12 protein-coding genes and 1 tRNA gene are annotated in these 24,952 nt (G+C 68.9%); 6 read left to right on the forward strand and 7 right to left on the reverse strand.

Features of this window, described 5'->3' with window-relative positions; genetic code table 11:
* Window positions 1-29: 29 nt before the first annotated feature.
* Complete coding sequence (locus tag KBZ08_RS09080; RefSeq protein ID WP_106221656.1) at window positions 30-530, reverse strand: HNH endonuclease; 501 nt, start codon at window positions 528-530, stop codon at window positions 30-32.
* A 74-nt stretch (window positions 531-604) separates the two neighbouring features.
* Here KBZ08_RS09080 and alr point away from each other — a divergent pair, with 74 nt between their 5' ends.
* Together alr and KBZ08_RS09090 are read left to right on the forward strand one after the other, a co-directional pair.
* Window positions 605-1,828, forward strand: a complete 1,224-nt coding sequence (gene alr, locus KBZ08_RS09085) for an alanine racemase (protein ID WP_254972479.1) — start codon at window positions 605-607, stop codon at window positions 1,826-1,828.
* A gap of 18 nt (window positions 1,829-1,846) precedes the next feature.
* Window positions 1,847-1,935 (forward strand) — tRNA-Ser (locus tag KBZ08_RS09090).
* 86 nt (window positions 1,936-2,021) lie between these two features.
* On the opposite strand, the gene KBZ08_RS09095 is transcribed toward KBZ08_RS09090, so the two are convergent.
* Window positions 2,022-2,672: a GAP family protein gene (locus tag KBZ08_RS09095; RefSeq protein WP_254972480.1), complete on the reverse strand. Its 651-nt coding sequence runs from the start codon at window positions 2,670-2,672 to the stop codon at window positions 2,022-2,024.
* 5 nt (window positions 2,673-2,677) lie between these two features.
* Window positions 2,678-3,598, reverse strand: a complete 921-nt coding sequence (locus KBZ08_RS09100) for a serine hydrolase (protein WP_254972481.1) — start codon at window positions 3,596-3,598, stop codon at window positions 2,678-2,680.
* Window positions 3,599-3,616: 18 nt separating this feature from the next.
* Here KBZ08_RS09100 and KBZ08_RS09105 point away from each other — a divergent pair, with 18 nt between their 5' ends.
* The 4 genes from KBZ08_RS09105 (at window position 3,617) to KBZ08_RS09120 (ending at window position 6,155) form a co-directional block, all read left to right on the forward strand.
* Window positions 3,617-4,351, forward strand: a complete 735-nt coding sequence (locus KBZ08_RS09105) for a C40 family peptidase (protein ID WP_254972482.1) — start codon at window positions 3,617-3,619, stop codon at window positions 4,349-4,351.
* 73 nt (window positions 4,352-4,424) lie between these two features.
* A complete protein-coding gene (locus KBZ08_RS09110; RefSeq protein ID WP_254972483.1) occupies window positions 4,425-5,393 on the forward strand; it encodes a glycosyltransferase family 2 protein in 969 nt (322 codons plus the stop codon).
* 83 nt (window positions 5,394-5,476) lie between these two features.
* On the forward strand, window positions 5,477-5,593 hold the full coding sequence (locus KBZ08_RS09115) for a photosystem I reaction center subunit VIII (RefSeq protein WP_015109434.1): 117 nt from the start codon (window positions 5,477-5,479) through the stop codon (window positions 5,591-5,593).
* 70 nt (window positions 5,594-5,663) lie between these two features.
* Window positions 5,664-6,155: a photosystem I reaction center subunit XI gene (locus KBZ08_RS09120; RefSeq protein ID WP_106221645.1), complete on the forward strand. Its 492-nt coding sequence runs from the start codon at window positions 5,664-5,666 to the stop codon at window positions 6,153-6,155.
* Window positions 6,156-6,298: 143 nt separating this feature from the next.
* On the opposite strand, the gene KBZ08_RS09125 is transcribed toward KBZ08_RS09120, so the two are convergent.
* The 4 genes from KBZ08_RS09125 to KBZ08_RS09140 form a co-directional block, all read right to left on the reverse strand.
* A complete protein-coding gene (locus KBZ08_RS09125) occupies window positions 6,299-7,423 on the reverse strand; it encodes a hypothetical protein (RefSeq protein ID WP_106221643.1) in 1,125 nt (374 codons plus the stop codon).
* Window positions 7,424-7,658: 235 nt separating this feature from the next.
* Window positions 7,659-14,630 carry an ExeM/NucH family extracellular endonuclease gene (locus KBZ08_RS09130; protein ID WP_254972484.1) on the reverse strand — a complete coding sequence of 2,324 codons (6,972 nt, stop codon included), beginning with the start codon at window positions 14,628-14,630 and terminating at the stop codon, window positions 7,659-7,661.
* A gap of 111 nt (window positions 14,631-14,741) precedes the next feature.
* Complete coding sequence (locus tag KBZ08_RS09135) at window positions 14,742-18,131, reverse strand: alkaline phosphatase (protein WP_254972485.1); 3,390 nt, start codon at window positions 18,129-18,131, stop codon at window positions 14,742-14,744.
* A gap of 402 nt (window positions 18,132-18,533) precedes the next feature.
* Complete coding sequence (locus KBZ08_RS09140; RefSeq protein ID WP_396122398.1) at window positions 18,534-24,698, reverse strand: choice-of-anchor I domain-containing protein; 6,165 nt, start codon at window positions 24,696-24,698, stop codon at window positions 18,534-18,536.
* Window positions 24,699-24,952: the final 254 nt, after the last annotated feature.

Raw genomic sequence — 24,952 nt, forward strand, 5'->3', positions numbered from 1 at the left:
AAATGGGGCCGGCGACGAGGCGGGGCGGATCAGGCGCCGATGACGTATTTGGCCCACTCCTGGTGCTGGCCGGAGCGGATGCGGCGGTTGGCCTCGAAGCTCAGGCTGCCCAGGGGCCGGCGGGGCTCCCGGGCCAGGGGCATGCCCGCCTCCCGCGGGGTGCGGTTGCCCTTGCGCACGTTGCAGGGCAGGCAGGCGGTGGTGACGTTCTCCCAGACATCGGTGCCGCCCCGGCTGCGGGGCACCACATGGTCGATGGAGAGCTGCTCACCGCTGTAGCCGCAGTACTGGCAGGCGTGGCCATCGCGGTGGAAGACGTTGCGGCGGGTGAGGGGGAGCGGCTTGTAGGGCACCCGCACAAACTGACGCAGCCGGATCACCGTGGGCAGGAAATGGTCCGGACGGATCGCGCGTTCGGGGTCGTGCTCGAGCCCCTCGGCCTTCCCCTTGAGCAGCATCACCATGGCGCGCCGCCAGGTGGTGATGTTCAGCGGTTCGTAGGACGCATTCAGAACGAGTACGTGGCCCATTCCCGTCCGCTGGATACGCGGCATGCTAACGGGATTCCCATGAATTCCATGGTTCACCTTCTCCCGCGGCGCCCATGACCAGCTCTTCGCTCGCCACCGCCAGTGCGACGGAGGAGACCCAGCCCTCGCGGCAACGGGCCTGGGTGGAGGTGAACACCGCGGCCATCCAGGCCAACGTGCGGGCCCTGCGGCGCCACATCGGTCCGTCCACCCAGCTGATGGCGGTGGTCAAGGCCGACGCCTACGGCCACGGCGCCCTGGCGGTGGCCCGTGCCTCCCTGGAGGCGGGGGCGGCCTGCTTCGGGGTCGCCACCCTGGGCGAAGGGGTGCAGCTGCGCCGTGCCGGCATCTCCGCCCCGGTGCTGGTGCTCGGCAACCTCACCCAGCCCGAGGAACTGCGCAGCTGCCTGCGCTGGCAGCTGATGCCGACCCTCAGCAGCATGCGGGAAGCCCTGCTCTGCCAGAACCTGGCCAGCGGCAGCGGCCGCCCCATGACCGTGCAGCTGAAGCTGGACACCGGCATGGCCCGGCTCGGCGCCGACTGGCGCGAGGGACCGCGGCTGGTGGCGGCCCTGCAGGGCATGGAGGCGATCGAGCTGGCGGGGGTCTACTCCCATCTGGCCTGCGCCGATGCCGCCCCCGGAGAGGACGACGGCCTCAACGCGCTCCAGCAGCAGCGCTTCGAGACGGTCCTCACCAGCCTGGCCGAACAGGGCCTGGCGGCCGGTTGCCGCCACCTGGCCAATTCGGCGGCCACCCTGCGGGGGCACGCTCAGCACTACGACCTGGTCCGGGTGGGGCTGGCCCTCTACGGCCAGTCGCCGGCGGTCCACCTGGCCGGGGTGGTGCCGCTGCGGCCGGCCCTGCAGATCCACGCCCGCGTCACCCTGCTGCGCCAGGTGGGGGCGGGGGTCGGCGTCAGCTACGGCCACCGCTTCCGCACCAGTCGGCCCAGCCGGCTGGCGGTGGTGTCGATCGGCTACGCCGACGGGGTGCCCCGCCAGCTCTCCAACCGCATGGACGTCCTCTTCGACGGCCGGCGCCTGCCCCAGGTGGGCGCCATCACCATGGACCAGCTGGTGATCGACGCCACCGACGCCCCCGGCATCGAGGTGGGCAGCATGGTCACCCTGCTGGGGGAGCAGGAGGGGGAGACGATCAGCCCCCTCGACTGGAGCGAGCGCTGCGGCACCATCCCCTGGGAGATCCTCTGCGGCTTCAAGCACCGCCTGCCGCGCCTGGCCGTGCCCCCGGACCCGGGGGCGCCCCTGCCGCCGGGGCCCGAGTCCGAGCCCTGATAAGCTCGCTGGGCCACTGGAGAGGTGGCTGAGTGGTTGAAAGCGGCTCCCTGCTAAGGAGTTACAGGAGGCAACTTCTGTCGAGGGTTCGAATCCCTCCCTCTCCGTTCCAGGCCCTGCCATGGGCCGACCCCAAGGCCCATCCATGGGCCCGACCCCCAGGCCCTTCCCGGGCCCCCGTCGTCAGGTCCGCTCAGAGCCTGGCGACACCGCTCCAGCCGAGATAGGCCGCGAACAGAAAGCACAGGCCCCCGTTGATCCGGCCCTGGTGGGCCAGGGTCCAGTGGCAGAGCTGCTCGAGGCGGGATCGCCCCCAGGCCCCCGTGAGCCCCAGGAGCACCGGCGGCAGCAGCGACGGTGCCAAGGTGACAAGGCTCACCAGCAGCACCAGGGCGACCAGGGGACCCGCCGCCAAACCGGAACGGGCCAGGTCCTGCAGCGCCGGCAGATAGAGCACCAGGGAGGTGAGGTTGCCGGCCATCAGGGCGATCCCCAGCCCGAAGGATCGGGCCAGGGAGTGGCCCCCCGGGGCTGGGGACGCCGCTCCGCCCTCACGCTGCAGGGTCCGGGCGCCGATGGCGAGCAGCACGGCGGCCAGCACCAGGCGAAGGCCGGCGGACACCGGATCGGCGCCGGCGGCGGAGCGGGCCGGCAGGGATCCCCCCGAGCCCAGCCCCACCAGCGCCCAGCCGGCCACCACCACAGCGTTGCCGGCGACGTAGGCCCAGCTCTGGCGCAGGCCCGACCCCGGAGCGGTGAGGGTGCGCATCTGCCCCACCAGCAGCATCGGGCTCACCGCCGCCCCCAGGGCGAGGGGAACCACATCGAGGGGCGGGGACGTCACTGGGGTCAGGCGTCCAGCAGGGCGGAAGCGATGGCCGGCAGCAGGGTCTCATCAGCCGCCCGGACCCGGCCTTCGCTGAACACCACCAGCAGCATCGGCGCCCTGCCCTCCACCTCCACATAGGCGGCGTCATGGCGCGCCTGGCTCATCCAGCCGGCCTTGCTCCACAGCCGGGCCCCCTCGGGCAGGCCGGCCCCGAGGAAGCCATCCACCTGGTTCTCCGGATCGGCCGCCCGGGCCTGGAGATCGAGGGAGCGGCGCAGCAGCGCCGTCATGCGCCGACAGGCCGGCGGTGAGACCGCCGCACCGGCCATCACGGCGTGCAGCACGCGGGCTGTGACATCGGTGCTGAGGCGGTTGCGGTTCTCCAGCTGGGCGCCGTAGAAGTCCCGTTCGCGGCCGTAGGGCCCCTCCGCCCAGGTCTTCTGGCAGGCGTTCACCCCCGCCACCTCGCTCCAGCCGAGGCGGGCCAGCCAGCCATTGACCAGCTGGCGCTGGCGGCACCAGGCGGCATGGCGCTCCGGCGGCAGCGATGGACCGCTGGTGGTGCCGCTGAGCAGATCCACCACCAGGCTGGTGGCATCGTTGCCCGAGTCGCGCACCATGTCGGCCAGGGCGCGACGCAGCTCGGGTCCGTCCTCGATCAGCTGGCGCTGCAGCCAGGCTTCAGCCGCCACCAGATACACCAGCTTCACGACGCTGGCGGGATAGCGAAGCGTCGGGCCGGCCCAGGAAGCGCCGCTCACCATCCGGCCCCAGAACTCCTCCTGACCCAGGCCCTCGGCCGCCCCCACCAGGGAGTCGCCGTAGCGGAGCCACGTAACGGAGACCTGCTCCCCCAGGCCCGGGCGTCCTTCCGCCTCCAGTCGGCCGATCAGCTGGCGGAGGGCCTCGCCCATGGCCGGATCCTGGCTGTAGAACGCCATCAGCGGCGGCACCTTGCGATGGCGACCTTAGGCACCCTGCCGGCGCCAGGCCGTCTCTGGACCCTGACCCGGCCGCTGCCGGCCTACAGCCGTCCGCAGGGGCCGGGGCTGGCCACCGAGATCCATGCGGGCCGGTGCCTGAGGGTCCTGGGGGCAGCCGGGGCCAGCGGCACCGAGACCCGCCTGCGGGTCCGCCTGCACGGGGACGGCTACCCCTGCTGGGTGGACGCCGCGGCCCTGGAACACCACGGGCAGCCCGTACCGTCGCCGCCGCCCCTGCCCCGCCTCGATCGCGACCGGATCGCCGCCCGCCTGGAGGCGGTGCTGGCCTTCGCCGAGGCCGCCCGCCAGCGCCCCAACCGCTACCTCTGGGGGGGCACCCTGGGGCCCGATTTCGACTGCTCGGGACTCGTGCAGACCGCCTTTGCCCAGGCCGGCATCTGGCTGCCCCGGGATGCCTACCTGCAGGAGCGCTTCTGCCGCCCGGTGGCCGTGGCCAGCGGTGTCACCAGCCTGCTGCTGCCGGGCGACCTGATCTTCTTCGGCACCCCGCGGCGCTGCACCCACGTGGCCCTGCACCTGGGCGGCGGCCGCTACCTGCACAGCTCCGGGCGCCAGCACGGCCGTGACGGCATCGGCATCGACGACCTGAACCCCCGCAACCGGGATCCGGTGGCCTGCCATTACCGGACCGAACTGCGGGGCGCGGGGCGGGTGATGCACAGCCACGACGGCAGCCCCCTGCCCCCCTGAGGTAAGTTCAGGCCACGACTTTCGGGCAACGGTCATGGCGCGGGCAGCCCTGGCCCACGGTTCCGAACCCCCGTTGGTCGGACGCAACCCCGAACTCTCCGTGGTCGTCCCCCTCTACAACGAGGAGGAAAGCCTTCCCCATCTGGTGGAGAAACTGCTGGCGGCCCTGCGGCCGCTGGGCCGCAGCTTCGAGCTGGTCCTGGTGGATGACGGGTCGAAGGACGGCACCGCGGTCGTACTCCGGGATCTGGCCGGCCGGGTGCCCGAGCTGGTGGCCGTGCTGCTGCGGCGCAACTACGGGCAGACGGCCGCCATGGCCGCCGGCTTCGACGCCAGCGGCGGCGGGGTGATCGTCACCCTGGACGGGGACCTCCAGAACGATCCCGCCGACATCCCGATGCTGCTGGCCCGGCTGGAGCAGGACGAGCTGGACCTGGTGAGCGGCTGGCGGCACCAGCGCCAGGACGGGGCCCTGGACCGGCTGCTGCCCTCCCTGCTGGCCAACCGCCTGATCGCCCGGGTCACCGGGGTGCGGCTGCACGACTACGGCTGCTCCCTCAAGGCCTACCGGCGCGAGGTGGTCAGCGACATGAACCTCTACGGGGAACTGCACCGCTTTCTGCCGGCCCTGGCCTTCATCGAAGGGGCCCGGATCGGTGAGGTGAGGGTGTCCCACCAGGCCCGCCGCTACGGCCGCAGCAAGTACGGCATCGACCGCACCTTCCGGGTGCTGATGGACCTGCTGACGGTCTGGTTCATGAAGCGGTTCCTGACCCGGCCGATGCATGTGTTCGGCTTCGCCGGACTGCTGGCCCTGCTGGTGGGGCTGGCCATCGCCGCCTGGCTGGTGGGCGAGAAACTGCTGCTGGGGGCCGACATCGGCAACCGCCCCCTGCTGCTGATGGCGGTGCTGGCGATTCTCACCGGCGTGCAGCTGTTCAGTTTCGGGCTGCTGGCGGAGCTGCAGATGCGCACGTATCACGAAAGCCAGGGCCGGCCGATCTACCGGGTGCGCGCCACCGTGCGCGGCGAGCCTGGCTGAACTTTTATGTCGCCCCCCGGGTCCCCGAGAAGCCCCACAGGGCCTTGTCCTTACAGTACCGGCGGTTCCTATTGGCCCAAGCCATGACTGGTGAATTTGCCGTTGCCTGGATGCCGTCCGTGATGGTTCCCCTGGTGGGAATCCTCGGCGCGGCGGTGGCCATGGCCCTGCTGTTCAACGTGATCGAGGCGACCGACTGACGACGGCCCCAGGCCCCAGCGTCCTTCGCCACCTCCACCCCCGATCCGCCGACCCCCCGATCCGCTTCCCATGACCGTGACCCCCGTGGCCGACCCGACCGTCGGCAATCTGGCCACCCCCGTCAACAGCAGCTATTTCACCAAGGCGTTCCTGAACGCCCTGCCGGCCTACCGGCCCTCCCTCTCACCCAACCGTCGCGGTCTCGAGGTGGGCATGGCCCACGGCTACCTGCTCTACGGCCCCTTCGCCTACACCGGCCCCCTGCGCGCCACCGAGTTCGCCAGCACCGCCGGCCTGCTGGCCGCCATCGGCCTGGTGTCGATCCTCACCATCTGCCTGTCGATCTACGGCACCGCCGGCAGCGGCCCCAACGTCCAGCCCCCCGACGCCACCATCGACAATCCCCCGGCCGACCTGTTCACCAAAGCCGGCTGGGCGGAATTCGCCAGCGGTTTCTGGCTGGGAGGCTGCGGCGGCGCCGCCTTCGCCTGGTTCCTGTGCAGCACCGCCATCCAGTCCCCGCTGGCCAACATCGCCGGTGGCGTCTGGAGCGCCGGCTGAGTTCAGCGATGGCCAGCCATCCCCGGGTCCCGAACCCTGGGATGGTCGTCCAACCCTTTCCTGCAAGCCCTGCCTCGGCAGGGTTTTTTTCATGGTCCTGCTCCGGCCCTCGATCGCCCAGGCTGGAGCCCGGTGCCGATCCCTCAACCGAAGGGCATCAGCGGTGATCGAACGAGGCGCTCGCTGAACACGGCCAGATTCAGGGCAAGGGTCAGCAGGGAACAGATCAGGAATGTGATCTTCAGGGACCGTGGCGCCTCGGAGGATCCGGCGGCAGCGGCGGACAGAACCACCAGCGGGATGAAGACCACGGCGAGATACCGGGGACTGATGAATCTCAGCAGCAGCGGCGGCACCAGGGAAAAGAAGGCCGCCGCCGCGAGAAACCTCAGACTCAGCTGGGTGACAACAGGGAAGGCCCCGAGGCGCAAGGCCCGAAAAAAGGGAATCAGCATCAATCCCATCGTCTGCAACACGGAAAACACTCCGTAGGCGCCCGCCACCAGCAGATAGTCAAGGTACTTCTTCGGATACCGAAGGATCACATCGCTCACGGTGCGGGCTCCCGGGAACACCGATCGCATCACATCCTGCCAACTGGTGGAACTGCCAGCGAGCGTTTCCGGGCTGGGGGCAAACTGATGGGGGCTGAACATAAACACATAGGACGAGGCAAAGGTTCGCAGCCCCTTGACCGTCCTGACCATCTCAATGCCATAGAGCTTGAAGCCGGGAGCCATCAGCAGCACCAGCCAGAAGGCCATCCCCACGGGGATCTGCCAGCGCATCCGGTTCTCCCGCACATCCCACCAGTACCAGACGGCACCCACCCCCAGGGAGCAGACGAGTAACTGGATCTTGGACACGCCGAAAAGAATCAGCAGGCCGGAGGAGATCAGCCGCGGCCACCCCAGTCGCACGGACAGCATGAACAGGGCGAAGAACGCCGCCGCGATGATGTCACTGGAAGGTTCAGCAAACTGAAGGGCGGAACTGGCGATGACGGAGAAGGCCAGCGCCTGGAAGATCCAGTGGCGGATGAACAGCCGACAAAGGGAATACGCCGATCCCAGAAAGAGCAGGGTGGTGATGCACTTGGCATGCCAGTTCAGAGTCTCCGGAGCAGGAGAAACCACTAACTTATAGAGACCGATCAGCAGGCTGGCCGCTACGCCACCGGACCAGTTGAAGCGGGGATACTGAAAGACCCAGCCCGTCGGCAGTCGATACAGGCGAAGATCAGCCCGCGTCACAAAGGACTGGTCCATGGGCCATTCGGACACCTGCCCGCTCTGACTCAGGATGCCGGCAAACGAGACGACAAGGGCAACAACGAGAAGGATTGGCAGGCAACTCTTTCGGAGCAGATCTGGAAAGTCCTGGGACTTTCTATTCATTTCCAACCGGCAACCACCCGAGCGTAGCAGGCAAAAATGCAGCCATCCCAGCCCCGGACCGGGTGGCGGGGTTTGCCCGCACCCGGAGCTGATCACCCCGACGGAGTCAGACGATCTGGCTGAAGTTGAAGCCGATCACGTGGTCGTCAAAATCGCGGTCGCCGCCGCCGAATGTGTCTTCCAACCCGAACAGATTGGTGCCCAGGGTGCGGAAGTGGCTCAGGCCGTCGGCATTGGCCCCGGCATAGGCGAAGAAGGTGCGGCCCCTCACCTGGGCAAAGGGCGCCAGCAGCGTGGATTCCGAGATGGTGACGGCCGTGGCGCTGGATTGATTGTCACCGACCCGCAGGCCCTGCAGCTCCGTGACGAGGTTGTCGGCGCGCAGGGCGGCTTCGCGGTAGCCGGCCTGCCCGGGGCGCACCAGGTTACCGGCAGCGTCGCGCACGGTGCCCTGGGCATCGAGGGTGCGGTAGAAGCCGGTGATGGCATCGAAATCGGCCTCGCGGCTGAGCAGCAGCGTGCCCTGGACCGCCTGGTCGGCGGAGAAGGCGGTGAAGTCCAGGATCGGGGCCAGACCCTGCTCCTGGCCGATCAGCGCATCGAGTCCCTGATCGGTGTCGAGCAGATCGAGGACGAGGCTCACGCCGCTGGCGGAGCCGAGACCCACCGAACGCTCCGAGCCCGCAGGGGCATCGGGGCGGAAGAAGCGCAGACGTGCGTCGGCGGCACTGCCGAGATCCGCGAGCCCGGAGTCGACCACTTCGAAGAAGCGCACCGACTGGCCGTTGACCAGCAGGATCTCGCGGTCGAACGTGGTGCCCGCCGCCAGGGTGACGTCGCTGCTCTCCAGGGTGGAGAACAGGGTCTGGGCGCGGGAGCGGATGGCCGCCAGATCGGCCAGGAGCCCATCGGCGCCGGCCAATTCATCGGCCTCGAGCACCACATAACCGATCTGGTTGGAGCTGGCCGGCCGGCCGGTGAGGCTGGCCCGCAGCACCAGGCTGGCGGCGGCGCTGCCTTTGGAGGGATCCGCCACCGTGAGGGTGAGCGGGTCGACGCGACGGAAGACGGGCTGGAGATCCACCGTCCCGACGGTCAGCGACTGCAGGATCTCACCATCCGCCGCCGGTCCCTGGTCGCCGGGGCCGCCATCGCCCAGGGAGAGGTGCAGGAACTCGGCGGAACCATCGGCGTCCAGGTCATAGAAACGGGCACCGCCGCCCTGGCGCGGGTTGTAGGTCAGCGGTGTGGTCACGCCGGAGGCGGCGTCGGTGGAGACGGCGACCCAGCGGCTGGAGGGGGTGTCGGCGAAGGGGGCCCCGACCGTCAGGGCGGCGAGATCGAAGCTGACCGTGGCCCGCTCCAGCCCCGGGTCCAGGTCGATGCCGACCTCCACGGAGCTCTCACCGAGAACGACACCAGGGCCGGTGATCAACGCGGCATGGCTCGGATCCTGGGGATCGACCAGGGAGCTGGTTGGAACCACCTGGAAGGGCCGATCGACCTGGACGGTCCCGCCGGTGATGGTCACGGGGATGGGTGTCACGTCGCCCCCAGGCGTGATCACCACCACGACCGGGTTGCCCGGATCGGACGGGGGCACCGCACCGATCGTCAGCGCCGGCGAGAAGGACGTGATCGCCGTTCCATCGAAGAAGCCCAGCCGCAGGTTGAGGCTGGCCAGGTCGGCGGGGCCGAAGCCGGCGGGGGCCGTGAGGCTGAGGGTCGTGCGGTCGGCGTGGATCCAGTCGGGGCCTTCGAGGACCACCAGCTGGAGGTTGTCCCCATCGGCATCGAGGCCGAGGGGGGCCAGGTTCTGAAGCACCTGGACCCCGGGAATCAAGGTGAGGCCCGGAGGGGTCGAGGGCGTGGCCAGGTCCGGCGCCGCATTGGCCTGGACCCCGGCCGCGGCCAAGGCCTGCCTGATCTGGGCCCAGCTGCCCTGGAGCTGCTGGCCATCGAGGAAGGCCGTGTCCCTGCCCACTTCGAAGTCGTTGATCCGCAGGGGCGGGGCCGTCGCCACGGCGGCGGAGCTGTCGATCAGGAACTGGTCGGCCTCCCGGTCCGCCAGGGCCGTGGCGGGGGCCAGCCCAGGGGTGGCGGCAGGGTCGATCAGGCGGCCGCCGATGACCACATCCCTGGCCTGGCCCAGGAAGAACTGGTCGCCGCCGCCGCCGCCCACAAGGACGTTGCCGCCCAGGCTTTCAGTGTTGAAGAACTGGTCGCTGCCGCCGCGGCCCTCGATGCGGGAGCCGACGCCGACGTAGACGGTGTCCGCCGCCTCGGAGCCGATCACCGTCACATTGGCGAGCTGGATGCCCTGCTCGGGGACGGCCTCGTAGGCGGCCGGATCGAGCAGCAGGACGTTGTCGCTGCTGTCCACCGCGGCGCCGAACACCAGATCGAGTTCCTTCCAGCCGGCCTGCCAGAGGATCGGGCCGCCCCGTTCGGGCGCCAGCGTCAGGCTGAGATCGGCCGAACCGGTCACCGTCTCGATGGCCCAGGCCGGCTGGTTGGTGATCGGGTCGGTGCCGGAGAGCAGGTGGAAGGCACCGTCGACCTTGTCAGTGGTGACAGTGAGGTCGAGGAAGCCGCGCCGGTTCACATCGGCGTAGGCCAGCCCGTTGATGTAGCCCATGAACAGACCGTCGAGACCATCGACGGCGGGGTAGTTCGCCCGGATGTAGGCATCGGCGCCGGGGAGATACTTCTCCAGCCCGGGCGAGGTGACCCCGGGGGTGGCGAACTCCAGGCCGGCCAGGCTGCCGGCGGGGCGGGTGCCCTCCGTCATCGTGTCGAGCACGCCGGCCCAGGCGTTGTGGGTGTCACCGGCCAGGCTGATCAGCCGCTTGCCCAGGGCCAGGGCGCTTTGCAGGATCGTTTCCCGCTCCACCCCGTAGCCGTCCCAGGCATCGAGGTTGTAGGGGATCTTGCCGGCCTCGGCGAACAGGGCTTTCTCCGCCGGGGAGAGCTGGTTGAAGGGGGTCCCGGTGGCGAGCTTCTGCAGGGGGGCGGCGTACCTGTCGAGCAGGGCCGGGTTGCCGGCATCCAGCAGCAGCTCGGCCGGCACCGCCATGGACTGCATCAGCACCTGCTGGCCGAGCACCTGCCAGGCGGCGGAAGAGCCCGCCATCCGTTGCTGCAGCCAGGCCATCTGGCTGTCGCCGAGCAGATCACGGCCGGGATCGCCCCAGGCCTGCTGCACGGTGGCCAGCACCAGTTCCTGGGTGACCCGGGGAGCCAGGGCAGCCGCAAAACCCGGTGCCGCCGCGGGGGAGGCCGGCGGGGTGAGCCCCAGCTGGCTTGCATAGGCCGCCACCAGGGCCGGGTCGGCGAGGATCGCGCCGATGCGGGCCTGCACAGCGGCGGCATCGGGGTACTCCAGCTGCTCATCGCGGGCGGTGAGACGGGTTTCGAGGATGTGCAGCGCCAGCACGTCGCCGAAATCGAACGAGCGGTACCCCTGGGTGAGGGGGGTGAGGGCATTGGCGCCGTCCTCGCTCCGGCGCAGGCCCGGTTCCCGGATCGGCAGCCACTCGTGGTACGCCTTCAGGGCGGCATCACGCCGGGTGATCCAGTCGCCCTCGGTGGCGCTCTGGTGGTTCTGGGCGCCCCCGGCCCAGCTGTCGTTAGCGGTCTCGTGGTCGTCCCAGATGGCGATCAGCGGCGCTGCGGCCCGCAGCGCCTGGAGATTGACATCGGTGTGGTACTGGGCATAGCGGAGCCGGTAGTCATCGAGGCTGACGATCTCGCGGTTGGGCAGGAAGCCACGGTCGCCGGCGGCATCTTCCGCCTCACCGAAGCCACCGGGGCCGTACTCGTAGATGTAATCGCCCACATGCACCAGGGCGTCGTAGGGGTTCACCGCATGGACGGCGGCGGCCCGGCCATAGGCGAGGAATTCCTCGGCGGCGGTGAAGTTGGCGCAGGAGAACACGGCCAGCCGCACCGGGCCGCTGCCCACCGGCAGGGTCTTGGTCTGCCCCACCATCGACTGCGCCGCACCGGCACGGAAGCGGTAGTGGTAGACGGTGTCGGCACTGAGGCCGTCGGCCTCCACCTTCACGGTCCAGTCGCGGGCGACGCTGGTGGTGAACACACCGCTGTCAACGATCGAGCCGGCCTCGAAGCCGGCGCTGGTGGACACCTCCCACTGCACATCCACCAGTCCGGCGAAACCGGCGGGCGGTGTGATCCGGGTCCAGAGGATCACCGAATCGGCATAGGGGTCGCCGGAGGCGACGCCGTGGGAGAAGGCCAGGCCGGCAGGGAGCGCGCGGCCCAGATCCAGGTCCAGCAGCAGGGGGTCGTGGTCGGAGGTGCGGTAGGGATCGGGCGCGAAGAAGTCGCGAGCCGCCGCGTTGCCGTTGCTGTTGGTGTCGAGGTTGTAGTCGCGGAAGGCACCCTCGGCGGCGTTGATGCCCCAGTCGGTGGCAGCCACCGCCTGGCTCACCAGCGAGGGGGAGATCAGCATGTGATCGAGGGCCCCGCTCATGTCGACCGGGTTGAAGAAGGCGTAGCTCGAGGGGGGCTCGGCCGTGAAGGTGGGGAGGGCGTTGCGGAAGCCCGCCGCCTCCAGCACCCGGATCGGGTCCTCCTTGGCGTAGGCGTTGATGTCGCCCAGCACCACCCAGTCGCTGTCGCCGTTGCCGGTGGGGTCGGAGCCGATCCAGCGCACCAGTTCGCTGGCGGCGGCGGTGCGGGTGGCATTGAAGGCCGATTGGCCATCCCGCTGGTCCAGATCAAGGCCGGTGGCACCGCCGCTGCCCTTGGATTTGAGATGGTTGACGGCCACATTCAGCACCTCGCCGCTGGCCAGTTCCCGGAAGCCCTGGGCCAGGGCCGGGCGGTTGAGCGGGCTGCCGGTGGCGAGGGGGTCGGTGAAGCCGGCGTTGTCCAGCACACGGGCCAGACCGGTGGGCTCCACCGCCCGGCTGTCGTAGATCAGCCCCACCTTGATGGCGTCGCTGCCGATCAGGCCCGTGGGCACGAAGCTGTAGAGGCGCCCCGAACCGCTGGGCTGGGCGGCATTGAGCCGCTCCACGATCGCGGCCAGGGTGGCGTCATCGGCATCGTTCTCCAGCTCCATCAGCCCGATCACATCGGCCTGCAGGCCGAGCAGGGCGGCGGTGAGCTTGGTGAGCTGGCGCTCGAGCTCCTCGGCGGTGTTGGCCCCGCGGGGGGCCAGTCCGGTGTCCGTGAGGGCGCCGCCGGCGTTGAGGGTGGTGAAGGTGTTCAGCACGTTGAAGCTGGCCAGCCGCAGCTGGCCGGCCCCGGCCGGCGCCGGTGCCGCGGGGCGGGGGTTGCCGCTCTCGAAGCTGAGCGGCGCCGTGGGCTGCAGCCGGTACTTGCCGAAATCGAACCCGAGCACCCCTTCGGTGGCGGTGATGGTGTCGCCGCGGCGCAGCAGCTGGTCGCGCACCGGCGCTGCGGGTGTGGCCGCCGCCGCGGGCCGGTAGGCCCCATTGCTGCCGTCGTCGAGCACCAGCTCACGGAGGGCCGTGGCCTGCTCGGCGGCGAAGGCCGCCGCCCCCGGCTCCATCACGTTGGTGGGCTGCAGCGGCAGGCCGCCGGAGCTGAGCTCCACCTCCCCGAAGCGGAACTGGCCGAACAGGCCGTTGACGCTGAGGGTTTCCGGGAAGCGCACCCACATGCCCTCGAAGGGCTCCAGATCAAGGGGGCTGCTGCGCTGGGCCAGCAGGTCGGGAATGTCGACCCGTTGGGTGTCGCCCAGGCGGCCCTGCCCCTCCACCGTCAGGGCACTGACAGCCGTGATCGCCGTCTGCCCGAAGCGCTCGGCCACCGTCCCGGTGAGCCGCACCCGGTCGCCGATCACCACATCAACGTTGGAACCCGAGAGGGGGTAGGCCACGTAGAGCCCCTCCGACGTCAGGGCGCTGCTGTCCCAGTCGGCGGTCTCCTCCTGCAGGAAGAAGCCACTGAGCTCGCCGGTGGCCTGGAAATCGCCCACCACCACGGCGCTGAGGGTCACGCTCTGGGCCACCAGGGGGCTGCTGCTGCCGTCGCCCTGCACCGCCGAGATCCGGCTGATGCGGTCGTTGTCGGCGATGGTGATGGTGGCGCTGCCCGCCCCAGCGGCAACCGTGTGGCCGGCCGGTGCGGCCAGCTCGATGCGCAGGGTCTCGGTGCCTTCCTCGAGGGCGTCATCGAGCACCGCAATTGCCAGATCGACGCTGCTGGCCCCGGCGGGGATCAGCACCGAGGCCGGCAGGGGGCTGGTGAGATCACCGGCCTCGGCCAACCCGGGGCCCGCAGCCAGGCTGATCGGCACCGCCAGGGCCGCCAGGGTGGAGCCGGTGCGGCTGATGCGCAGGCTGGCGCCATCGCCGGCTTCGCTCGCCACCGCGTCGATGGCCTGGATCGCGACCTCGGGCAGCGCCGGTGGCGTCGCCACCGACAGGCTCAGATCGTCGATGGCCAGGCCGTGGTCGTTGCCGGGATCGTTGATCTCCGCCCAGCGCAGCCAGAGGGTGGCCCCGGCCGCCCAGGGACTGGCCGAGAGGTCGAGGTTGCCGCCCACGCCAGCCACCCGGCCGGCGCTGTTGCCATCGACGGCACCGGCCGTGCTGCCGGTCACCGGCGAGCTCCAGTTGAACGGGCCGCCCGGCGTGGTCCAGAGGCCCACCTGCTCGAAGCTGGGGCCCACACCCCACTGAAATTCCATCGTGTGGGCACTGGTGTTGCCACCGTTGCGCCACTGCTCACCGTTGAAGGCGAGGTCGAGGCTGGCGATCGCCGCCCCGGTGGTGTTGCGGAGGGCCAGGGCGAACCAGCCGGCCACCGACCCGCTGGCGGGCGAGCCGAAGACGGCACCGCCCGAACCGAGGCCCCCCAGGGCGCGGTCGCTGCTGCCCGTCGCCCCGTAGCTCACGACGGCGCCGGCATTGGCGGTGCCGCTGTCGGCGTTGTAGGTGGCCAGGGCGACGGGGGCGGCCGCCGGCTGGCGGAACAGGTGCCACCCCGGCAGCGTCACGTCGTTCGCCCAGGCGATCCCGGATCCGGAGGCGGCCAGGGCATCGAAGCTCTGGCTGTACAGGCCTGTGAAGAGGGCTGGCATGGTCCGGGGGGTGGGCGAGGGAGGACGACGAAGACGCGAGGGATCCCGGGGAAACCCCAGGGGCTGGTGGAGGCCCATCCCCGGGAAGGGGAATGGGCCTCCAGGACGTGCTCAGACCAGGGCGAAGTTGGCCTGGTTGTTGAGCGCGGAGGCGCTGATGTTCGTGAAATGGCCCACGGCCACCCCCGACACACGCAGCAGGGTGTCGGCGCCCACCTGGGAGAAGCCGAGGTCGGCGAAGGCCACGCCCCGCAGGCCCACCGTGTCCACACCGGCGGTGAAGTCCATCACGTACTGCTTGGCCGCGGGCCGGTCCCCCGGCTCGCTCACCAGCCAGAACTGGTCGGCACCGGCGCCACCGTTGAGATGGTTGGTGCCGGCCCCAGCGAGGATGGTGAAGACGTCGTTGCCCTCACCGCCCAGGGCCCGGTTGCCGCTGCTGCCGATGATGAATTCGTCGTCGCCGGCCATGCCGCTGAGGCGGTTCTGGCCACCGTCGATCGCCCAGATCTCGTCGCTGCCGCTTCCGCCGGTGATCACATCGCGGCTGCCGGCGTACACCACATCGGCCCCGGATCCGGTGAAGATCCGGTTGTCGAAGCCGCCCGCGATCGCCACATCCACCTCGTCGTTACCGGCGCCGGTGAACACGGTGCTGACCCGGCCATCGAAGCCGGGAACCGTGGACTGACCCGGCAGGGTGGTGTCGTTGCCCTCGGTGCCCACCAGCACCTCACCGCGCTGGGCCAGGACCTGGGGATCGATGCCGAAAAGGGTGGTGTACATCAGGCCGTAGATGCCCGTGTTGTCGACCGTGGAGGGCAGCAGATCGGCGTTCATGCCGTAGGTCTTGGTGACGATGCTGCCGGGGAAGTCCGGCGTCCCGGCCCACGCGATCCCGAAGTTGCCCATGGGGCCATCGACGCTGTTCTCCGACCCGAAGGCGGTCCAGGGCTGGCCCGGGGTGGCGGTGCTTCCCTCCGGGCCATCGAGAAAGGCCCTGGAGGTGTTGGTGGTGGTGCGGTTCACGTTGATGAACGGCACCTCGGGCTGGGTGTCGGCGAGGTTGGGGTTAGAGGCATCGACGTTGCCCGTCGGCCGGGTGTACGGCGCGAACTGGAACACCTGCATGCCGCCGGCATCGCTGTCGGCAGCGGTGATCACCAGGGTGTTGGGATCCTTCTGATCGACATAGTTCATGGCCACGCCGATGGCCGCGTCCGCCCGTCGGGTCGCCTCGATCGTGCCGATGGCGTTGTTGTTGTTGGCGAAGTTGTCGGTCCCCTCCTCCTCCACCACCACGAAGAAGCCGTCGTCGCTCTTGCCGACGATCTCCAGGGTGGCTGCCAGCATCTCGGCAACGGTTGGAGCCGTGGACACATACAGGGGCAGGGGAGTGTCCGTGTTCAGGCCAAGGCTCTCTTCGCGGCGATCGTCAAAGGTGTGGTTGGCGGCAAAGATGCCGAGCAGCTTCGTGGCCGGTGTTGCCGTCCGGGCCGCCTCGACCAGTTGATCCTTGGTGTAGATCACCTGGTACCCGAGCGACTGGGCCAGTTCGATCAGGTTCTGGGTCGGGCGGTCTTCGGCGTCCGCGAACTGGGCGTCGATCTCGGCGGTGACGTGGAAGCCCAGCGTCCCCTTCGGCAGCAGGTAGACCTCCCCACCGGCCAGGATCACCTGGGTTCCCGAGCGGATCACCTGCTCGGCAATCTCCGCGGTCTTGTCGCGGGCACGAATGGCATTGCCATCCCGGTTGGTGGTGGCGGCGGCAAAGGCTGCCGTGCCCGGCTCGCCGATATGGCCCGACTGAATCAGGGCCGTGGCCTTCCCTGATTCAATGGCTTCTTCGAGGATGGTGTTGCCCAGCTTGCCGGAAGCCGAGCGGATCGGGGTGTTGTCTTCCTCGAGGCCGAAGGATTCATTGAACACCTTGGTCCCCGTGGCATGGGTGACGGCGCCGGCGTTGGAGGTGCCGGTCAGCTGGTTCTCCATATGGCCGAGGTAGACACCGGCCCGGGTCATCCGGTCCCAGTTCAGGCGACCATCCGGGCCCTTGTCGATGTTCCGCAGGGCCATGAAGCTCGAGGGCGTCGAGCCATCGGGATGGATGAAGATCACATTGCCCGTGTTCTGAGTCGCCGCCGGAGCCGTCTTGACGTGATCCGGGAGGCGCGACGCGATCTCTGTGTCAAACAGAGTCTCATACATCAATTCGTAGATCTTCGTGTTGTCCAAGGTGGCCGGCAGCCGCTCGGCATTGAGGCCGTGGGCCTTGGAGACGATCGAACCACTGAAATCGGGCAGGCCCGCCCAGGCGATGCTCAGGCTGAATTGATCGCCGTTCTGATCAGGAGCCGACAGGAACGGCAGGCTGCCGACGCCCGTGACGCCGTCGGTCGGCAGATTGCGTCCCGACGTGCCGTCGATCGGGTTGTTGGTGATGGTGCCCACCGGCCGATCAGCGGCCAGAGGATCACGCACCTGCAGGCCGCCGGCATCGCTGTCAGCCGCCGTGATCACCAGGGTGTTGGAATGGCGTTCAACGAAATCGAGGGCGACACCAATGGCCGCATCGGCGCGCCGCAGGGCCTCGAGGGTGCCGGCCGCGTTGTTGTTGTTGCCGAAGTTATCGGTGCCTTCTTCTTCCACGATCGCGATCGACCCCTTGTCAAAGTTGGGGTGGGCCTCCATGAGACGCTGCGCTGCCGCCAGCATGTCGGCAATGGCCGGAGCCGTGGGGGAATAGAAGGGCAGACCCGCGGCCGCCAGCTGCTCTTCAGCGCGATCGTTGAACGTATGGACGGGAGCAAAGACGCCGAGAACCTTTTGGGGCAGAACGGCGCCATTGATGAGGCTGTTCAGCTGGTCCCTGGTGTAGACAATGGTGTAGCCAAGGCTCTGGGCCAGCTCGATCAGGTTCTGGCTCGGCCGGACGCTCGAGCTGGTGCTCAGGGCGTCGTACTGGGCGGCCGTGCCATGGAATCCGGCAGCACCGACCGGCAGCAGATTGAGCTCACCGCCACCAAAGATGAAGTTGACGCCCGACTCGATGACCTGCCGGGCGATCTCGGCCGCCTGGGCTCTGGGAACGACGCGCGATCCATCGGGGTTGACGATTTCCTCGGTCTTGGCGACAAAAGCGGCCGTTCCAGGCTCGAAGATCGCTCCGGACTGCACCAGTGCCGTCACCTTGCCAGCCTGGATGGCCGCCTCAACGATCGTGTTGGTGCTGCCGTCCAGCGAGGTGATCGGCAGATTCCCCTGCTCGTAACCGAAGGATTCGGCATAAACCTTGGCGCCCGTTGCATGGGTGACGGCACCGCCATTGGAGGTGCCGCCCAGCTGATCCTCCATGTGTCCGAGATAGACACCTGCGGCCTCCATCCTGTCCCAGTTCAGACGACCATCGGGACCATGGTCGATGAAGCGGGCAAATCCGAAGTGCGATGGACTTGCACCATCCGGATGGATGAAGATGACGTGATTTCCAGAGGTCGTCATGGCTCAAAGCAAGAGGGGACAGGAGGCTGTGAACCCAACCCCGGGGAGGAAGTCGGGTTGACTCAGACGGGAATGAATCCGACGAAGACTGATCTGACTTGGAAGGCTCTGACCGGCCATGCGCTCAGCCGGACTCCCGTATTCTCAAACCACCCGAAGGCCCCTGGAGTGATGCTGCTGACACGGACTCTGTAGCCTGGACTGCCCTCTGAAAAGACGTCCTTAACCAGGGCAATGTTGACCTGATTGATGAATCCCGGTCCCCTGATCTGGTGGCACTGACCGACGGCCACGCCCCGCAGAACCACCGTGTCCAGGGGGGGCGGTGAAGTCCGTCAGATCCCACCGGGCAGCGGCACGGCTGCCCGTGCCGCCGATGCAGAAGACGTCACGACCGTGGTGTCAGGCCAGCAGCTGGATGTCGCCGGCTCCGCCCACGCTCAGCCCCCTCACCCCCTCCAGCAGCACACCCTGACCGGCCTTCCCGGCGAAGCTCAGGAAGGTGCCGTTCTGGTACTCCGTCACCTGGGCCAGCCCCAGGCCACCGAGCACCTGGAGGCGGTCAAGTCCCGCCTCGAAGCCCACGACGCGATCGACACCGCCGCCCTCGAGCCCGTAGATCACGGTGTCGGCCGCCCCATCGCCGCCGCCGCCGGGGGCACGCAGGTCGATGAGGTCGCCGCCGCTCACCACCACCCGGCGGGCCGAGCCCCGCCCCGTGAAGCGGAAGCCGCCGGCGTCGCCGCCGCCGATCAGGGTGTCCTCGCCCAGGCCACCGATCAGGGTGTCGTTGCGCAGCGCACCGATCAGGGTGTCGCGCCCCTCGCCGCCATCGGCCTGCAGCCGCACGCTGCCCTGGGTCTCGATCCGGTCGTCGCCGTCTCCGCCGGAGGCAATGGCCGTGCTGAAGCGGCCGTCGTAGCTGGGGTTCCACTGGGACCCGTTACCGGCCCGGGCGTTGTCCGCCAGCAGCAGGTCGTCGATCCCGGAGCTACCCACGCTGGAGAAGGTCAAGGTGTCGTTGCCCTCGCCGCCCGACACCGTGGCCGTGTTGCTGCGGGCGGCCCCATCGCTGTGGAACAGCCAGCTGAGGGTGTCATCGCCGCCGCCGAAATCGATCGCCCCACGCTTGGCACCCACCACCTGCAGATCGAAGTCCAGGGGCGGTGCCGTGGAGAGATCCCAGCGCACATCGACGAAGTTGGCCACCAGCAGGTTGCTGCCCAGCGAGGGGTTCCAGTAGTCGGCGTCGAGGCTGAGGGTCTTGAGCCCGTTCCAGCGGTCGGTGTTCTCGATCCGGGCCCGGGGGTCGCTCTCCCCAGGCAGGGTGATCGGGCTGGTCTGCACCGCCCCCAGGGAGCCGGTGGCCAGGGGACGACCCGAGGGGGCCGATCCGGGGGGGTTGCCTCCCACCCCCTGGGTGATCGCGAAACCGGGGCCATTGATCACACCCGGCTGCACGGCGGCGCCTTCCGCCAGATCGCCCACCGTGATGGTGAAGGGCCGCTCGTAGCTGATGCCGTCACCGCCGGTGACGCGCAGGGTGAGGCTGCGCGTGGCGCCCGCCTCGAAGTCCAGCGCCGCGGTGGTGAGCAGGCGGTCGCCGTCGAGGCGGAACAGCCCATCCGGGTTGCCGTTCGGCGCGAAGGAGAACACGAACGTGTCGTTCCCATCCGGGTCGGTGGCCGACAGCTGGCCCACGAGCGTGTCGGCGGGCAGGTTCTCCAGCACGGTCCCGCCGGTGAGCGTGAGGACCGGGTCGATCACCGAGTCGCCCCGCACCGCCAGGTTCTGCAGACGGGTGTCCTGGGCCGCCGGGGTGTCGGCCCCCCTGAAGGGGTTGGCAGGCGAGTGGTTGGCCACCAGAAATTCGGCCAGGGCATCCTGTTCGGAGCCATCGGCGGCGAAGGTGGCGACGCCGGTGCGGGGGGCGCCGCCCGACTGGGTGATGTTCAGCCGGTTGGGGTTGGTGAGGCCGGCGAAGGGGTAGCCGTCGCCGCCGCTGGCGAGGAAGTCGAGGGTCACCATGCGGAGGCTGCGGGCCGGATCCCCCACCACGGCGCCATTGCGCACCACGACGTCGAGGTCGTTGCCGGCCTCGTCCTGGATCGCCAGGTTCACCACCCGGGAGCCGGCCGGGCGGCTGAGGTCATAGCTGAAGGCCATGCCGCCCACCTGGGGGAAGCGGCCCTGGTTGATGCCGGCGGCGATGCCGTGCTCGATCAGCGCCTTGAGTTCGCCGGGGGTGACACTGACGATGGAGAGCCCGTTGTTGAAGCTGAGGGCGTTGGCGATGTCGTTGCGGGAGATGCCGCCTTCCGGCTTGACCACATTGCCCTGGGCATCCAGCACCGCCGCGGTGGGCAGCAGCTCCGGGACACCGCTCACCGAGCCGGTGGGAATGACCGACTGGCCGATCGAGTTACGGATGCCGCCGCCGTTCTTGAGCGAGATCACCACGCTGGGATCGATCTGGCGGGCGTAGGCCAGGTTGGCGTCGGCCGTGAGGTTGCCGAGATTGGTCTCCTCGCTGCGTACGCCCGGATTGCGATTGCCGTTGAGGAACACCTCGCTGATGCCGAACCATTCCGATTCCTGGGCAATGATCACTTCCCGCAGGTTGTCGACCACCTGCTGCACCCGGGCGTCGATGAAGGCTTCGGCGTTGAGGGCCGCCACCCCCGCCGCATCGGTGCGGAACGCGCCGCTGATGGTGGGGTCATAGCTCTCGGGGATGATCACACCCTGGCTGTCGAACTCGAGCACCAGACGGCCGAGGTACTTGTAATTGCCATCGGTGTTCACCACCGCCACCGGCCGGCCATCGGCATCGGTCTTGACGATCGGGTAGGGGCCCTGGACGCTGTCGCCGGGGCGGGTCAGATCGTCGCTGTCAAAGAGGCGGGTGTTGGAGCCGCCGGCCACGATGATGTCCACGTGGCGCAGGCGCTCGGCCAGGGCCTGCTCGATGCTGATCTGCTGCATGTGGGCCAGCAGGATGACCTTGTTGAGGCCAGGGTTGGCCGCCAGCAGGGCATCCACGTCGCTCTGAATCTCCGCGGCCAGGGCATCGAGCTCAGCGGCCGTGGGGGTGCCGCCGAAGGGAACGGGGGCCACGCCCACGGCGCCAGGGCTGGAGATGGTGCGCAGGGTTGGGGTGGTGGCGCCGACCACACCCACCTTCTGGCCGTTCACATCGAAGACGACGCTGGCGGTGATGCTGTTGGGGCGGGGCGCCTGGCCGGCGGGCACCACCAGGCCCGCCAGGTTGGCGTCGGTAACGAAGTTGAGGTTACCGCTCAGGTAGGGGAAGGCGGTGCCGGGGTAAGCGGCGGCCGCATTGGCCTGGATCAGGTCCCGCACCACGGCGGTGCCCTGGTCGAACTCGTGGTTGCCGAAGGCGACCGCCTGCACCCCCAGGGCGTTCTGGATCAGCACATCACCGCGACCCACGGCGCCGTAGGCCTGGGCGGAGGCCCCGTAGAAGAGGCCAGGAATCCAGGCGTCGCCGCTGGAGAGGGTGAGGGTGTTGACGAAGCCGGGGATGCCGTCGAGATCGATGTCCTGGGCCCGCAGCGCATTGAGCACTCCCGACAGGCGGGGGGCGTCATCGAGGGCCGCGATGCCCCCCTCCTGGTCAGCCAGGTGGAAGAGCTGCAGGCGGAAGGCCGTGCCGGACGGCAGGGGCGCGGCGCCGGTGACGCTGACCCTGTCGTTGCCCTCGCTGCTGGCGACCAGACCGGCCGGCTCGCCCGCGGGGCTGCGCAGGAAGGTGATCCCCTCGACCCGCTCGGTGCCGGGGAACACCACCGGATCCACCGCCGCCACGTTGTAGGGGTCGGTGACGTCGAACACGGCCGCCACGCTGGTGGTGGTGCGCTCCAGGGCCACGAAGGCGTAGGTGCGGCCGGCCACGGTGGCGATCTCCACCATCTCGGGCTCGGTGCCCTTGTCGTCATCACGGCCACTGGCCATCAGGCCGAGACTGTTGGCCAGCTCCTCCAGGGCGTTGCTGGAATCGAACACCACGTTGCCCTGCACGTCGTAGATGCGCAGCGAGCGGGAGCCGATGCTGAAGGGCTTGTCGATCAGGCCATCGCCGCTGATGTCGCCGTAGTCGTTGAGCAGGTTGAGGCGGGTGCGGCTGATGCCGGTGGCGGCGGCGAAGGCGGCGTTCAGCGATGCCACACCGGGATGGTCCCGGAAGGGGGTGCCACTCACCAGCGCAGCATCGCTGGCCCGCGTGAGATCGACGAACGTGGTGCCCTGGTCCGGCGGGTATTCCCGGGAGTCACCTTCACCCACCGCCAGGAGGAAGCTGCGGCCCTGGGCATCGGTGAAGGCGGCGATGCCATCGGGCATGGTCAGGCCGAAGAGCGGCAGGCCGGAGATCGGCCGGTACAGATTGCTGTTCGAAGGGCCGTCCCGGTCGGAGCTGTCGAAGCCGGCGCCATCGAAGCTGACCACGGTGAAGGCATTGCCACGGGCGCCCTCGGTGCCGAAGTCGTTGTCGTAGTTGATCACCAGCGCGCCGTCATCGCGGATGGTGAGGCCTTCCGGCTTGTCGTAGGCCAGGGTGCCGCCGATCGACGGCAGATTGAACAGCTCGATCTTGTGGGCCAGGCGGATGCCGGCGGCCGCCAGGGCATCGGCACTGGAGGTGCTGAAGATCGTCGGGGTGGCGGGGTTGCTGTCGTGGTCGACGAGGCTGCAGCGGTTGTCGAGCAGCTCGGGGCTGGCCACACCAATCGCGCCCAGCCAGCCGCCCGTGGCCTGGTCGGCGGCGGTGGTGAGCGGCAGGGTGTCAGTGGCGCCGCGCAGATCCACCTCGTAGACATGCTTGAAGCCGGTGAGGCTGCGGCTGCTGTCGCGCTCCATCACCAGGAACACGCCACGGGCGGGGTCAAAGGCAACATCGCCGATCTTGTCCTGGCCGGCACGGCCGCTGAGCAGGTAGAGGTGCTCCTTCACCGGGGCGCCGGTGGCCGGATCGATCGCCAGGATGCGGGTGAGTTCGGAGCGGCTCCGGCCCTCGGTGACGCCGTCGCCGTTGGCGTCCACATCCAGGGGGCTCTGCAGGAAGGCGTACAGCAGGCCGTCGGTGGGGTTGAAGGCCATGCCCTCGATGCCGCGGTTGCTCCAGCGATTGCCGTAGATGGCCGGCAGGCTGTCGATCGTTTCCGCCCCGATCGGCGTGGCACCGCCGACGTTGTGCTGGGCCGCGAGCTGGGCCTTCTGGCCGGCGGGGATGTAGCGCTGGATCAGGTTGCCGCTGACCGCATCGAAGATCGAGATCTGGCCGCGGTATTCATCGCCGACGGCGAACACCTGGCGCGTGCTGCCACCGATGGTGAGGCTGAACAGGGAGATCGTTTCCGAATCGATGCCGAAGGGGTCGTAGGCCAGCGGGGCATTGGCGGCATCAATCGGCACGTCATCCTTGATCGCCAGCTGGGGCAGGCCCGTGAGGGGGGTGCCATCGGGGCGATTGAGACCGAGGCGGCCGAGCTCGGTGACCGCGCCGGTGGCGCGATTCATCCCCAGTTTGTAGATGCTGGGCTGGAAGTCTGGGTCGAGAAACTGACGCTGACCCGCGATCAGATCACCATTGGGGCCGCGATCGGTGATGGAGTAGTAGACATCCAGCTCCGCGCCGTTCAGCGTCTCCTTACCGGCGAAGAACAGACCGGAAAGACCGCCGGCCAGCACACCAGCGGGCTGGTTGGCGGTGCCGGCGGCATACTCCAGCTCGTAGGTGAAGTTCTCTGCGCTGGCGACGCCGCGGGACCAGTCCTTGATGCCAGCGGAGAAGATGGTGCTGATCACCGGCGCCGCACCGCTGAGATCCAGCACGGCGATGGCGTTGTTCTCCTGCAGGGAGATCCAGGCGGTCCTGCCGTCGGCACTGATGGCGATGGCCTCCGGCTCGATGTCCTGGGCCACGGTGGTGGTGACACCCAGTCGGCTGCCGATCCGGACACCGCGGTTGATCAGTTCGGCACGGCGGTTCTCCCAGGCCTCAAAGCCGACACTCCGCACATCGAGGGCCGAGGGGGGCACCGGAACGGTCGCCAGGTAGCCACTGGTATCGATCAGAGAGATCGAACCGACGGGATCAATGGTGTAAGGAGAATTCGGCTCCCCTTCGTTGGTCACCAGCAGCTTGGTGCCATCACCGCTGAACTTCACCATGTCGGGCAGGGCGCCCACGGTCACGGTGCTGATATGGACCGGCAGGGCCGGGTCACTGAGGTCGTAGAACTGAACGAAGCCAGGATCCGTCTTGACGGCGTTCTGCACGGCAATGGCCAGCAGCTGGCCGAAGACCGCCGCGCTCTGGAGGGTTTCCCCATTGCCGGTGGACGTGGCCCGCGCAACGGCGAGCGGGTTGGCGGGATCCCGCAGGTCGGAAACAACAATGGCTCCGGATCCGCCGCCCACGGTATACAGATAACCGCTGGCTGGGTTGTAGGCAGAGATTTCAGCGTTGGCCCCAAGATCTGCCAGAGAGATCACTCCGCTCGTCGCCTGGATGAAAGGATCCAGGGCAGAAAAGGTGAGAGCCATTCAAATCAACTGCAGTCAAGTTCAACTTGACAGCAGCACGTTCATGCCAGGTTAAGCCCAGACAAATGTGTGTTGAAGAGATGGGGCAGGGTCCCGCTGGTCACACCCGCACGTGTCCTGGCCCACGGCTGGTCACGCCGGCTCCGCGTCCCAGTCGAGACCCGCGGGCCATGGGCATGAAAAAACCCCCGGTGTGACCGGGGGTGCAGAGGTCCCTCGAGATTCGAGAAGGGGAGGCGTTGCAGGGGTTCGGG

It is taken from the genome of Cyanobium sp. Candia 9D4 (assembly GCF_024346155.1).
GTDB classification, from domain to species: Bacteria; Cyanobacteriota; Cyanobacteriia; order PCC-6307; family Cyanobiaceae; genus Cyanobium; species Cyanobium minutissimum.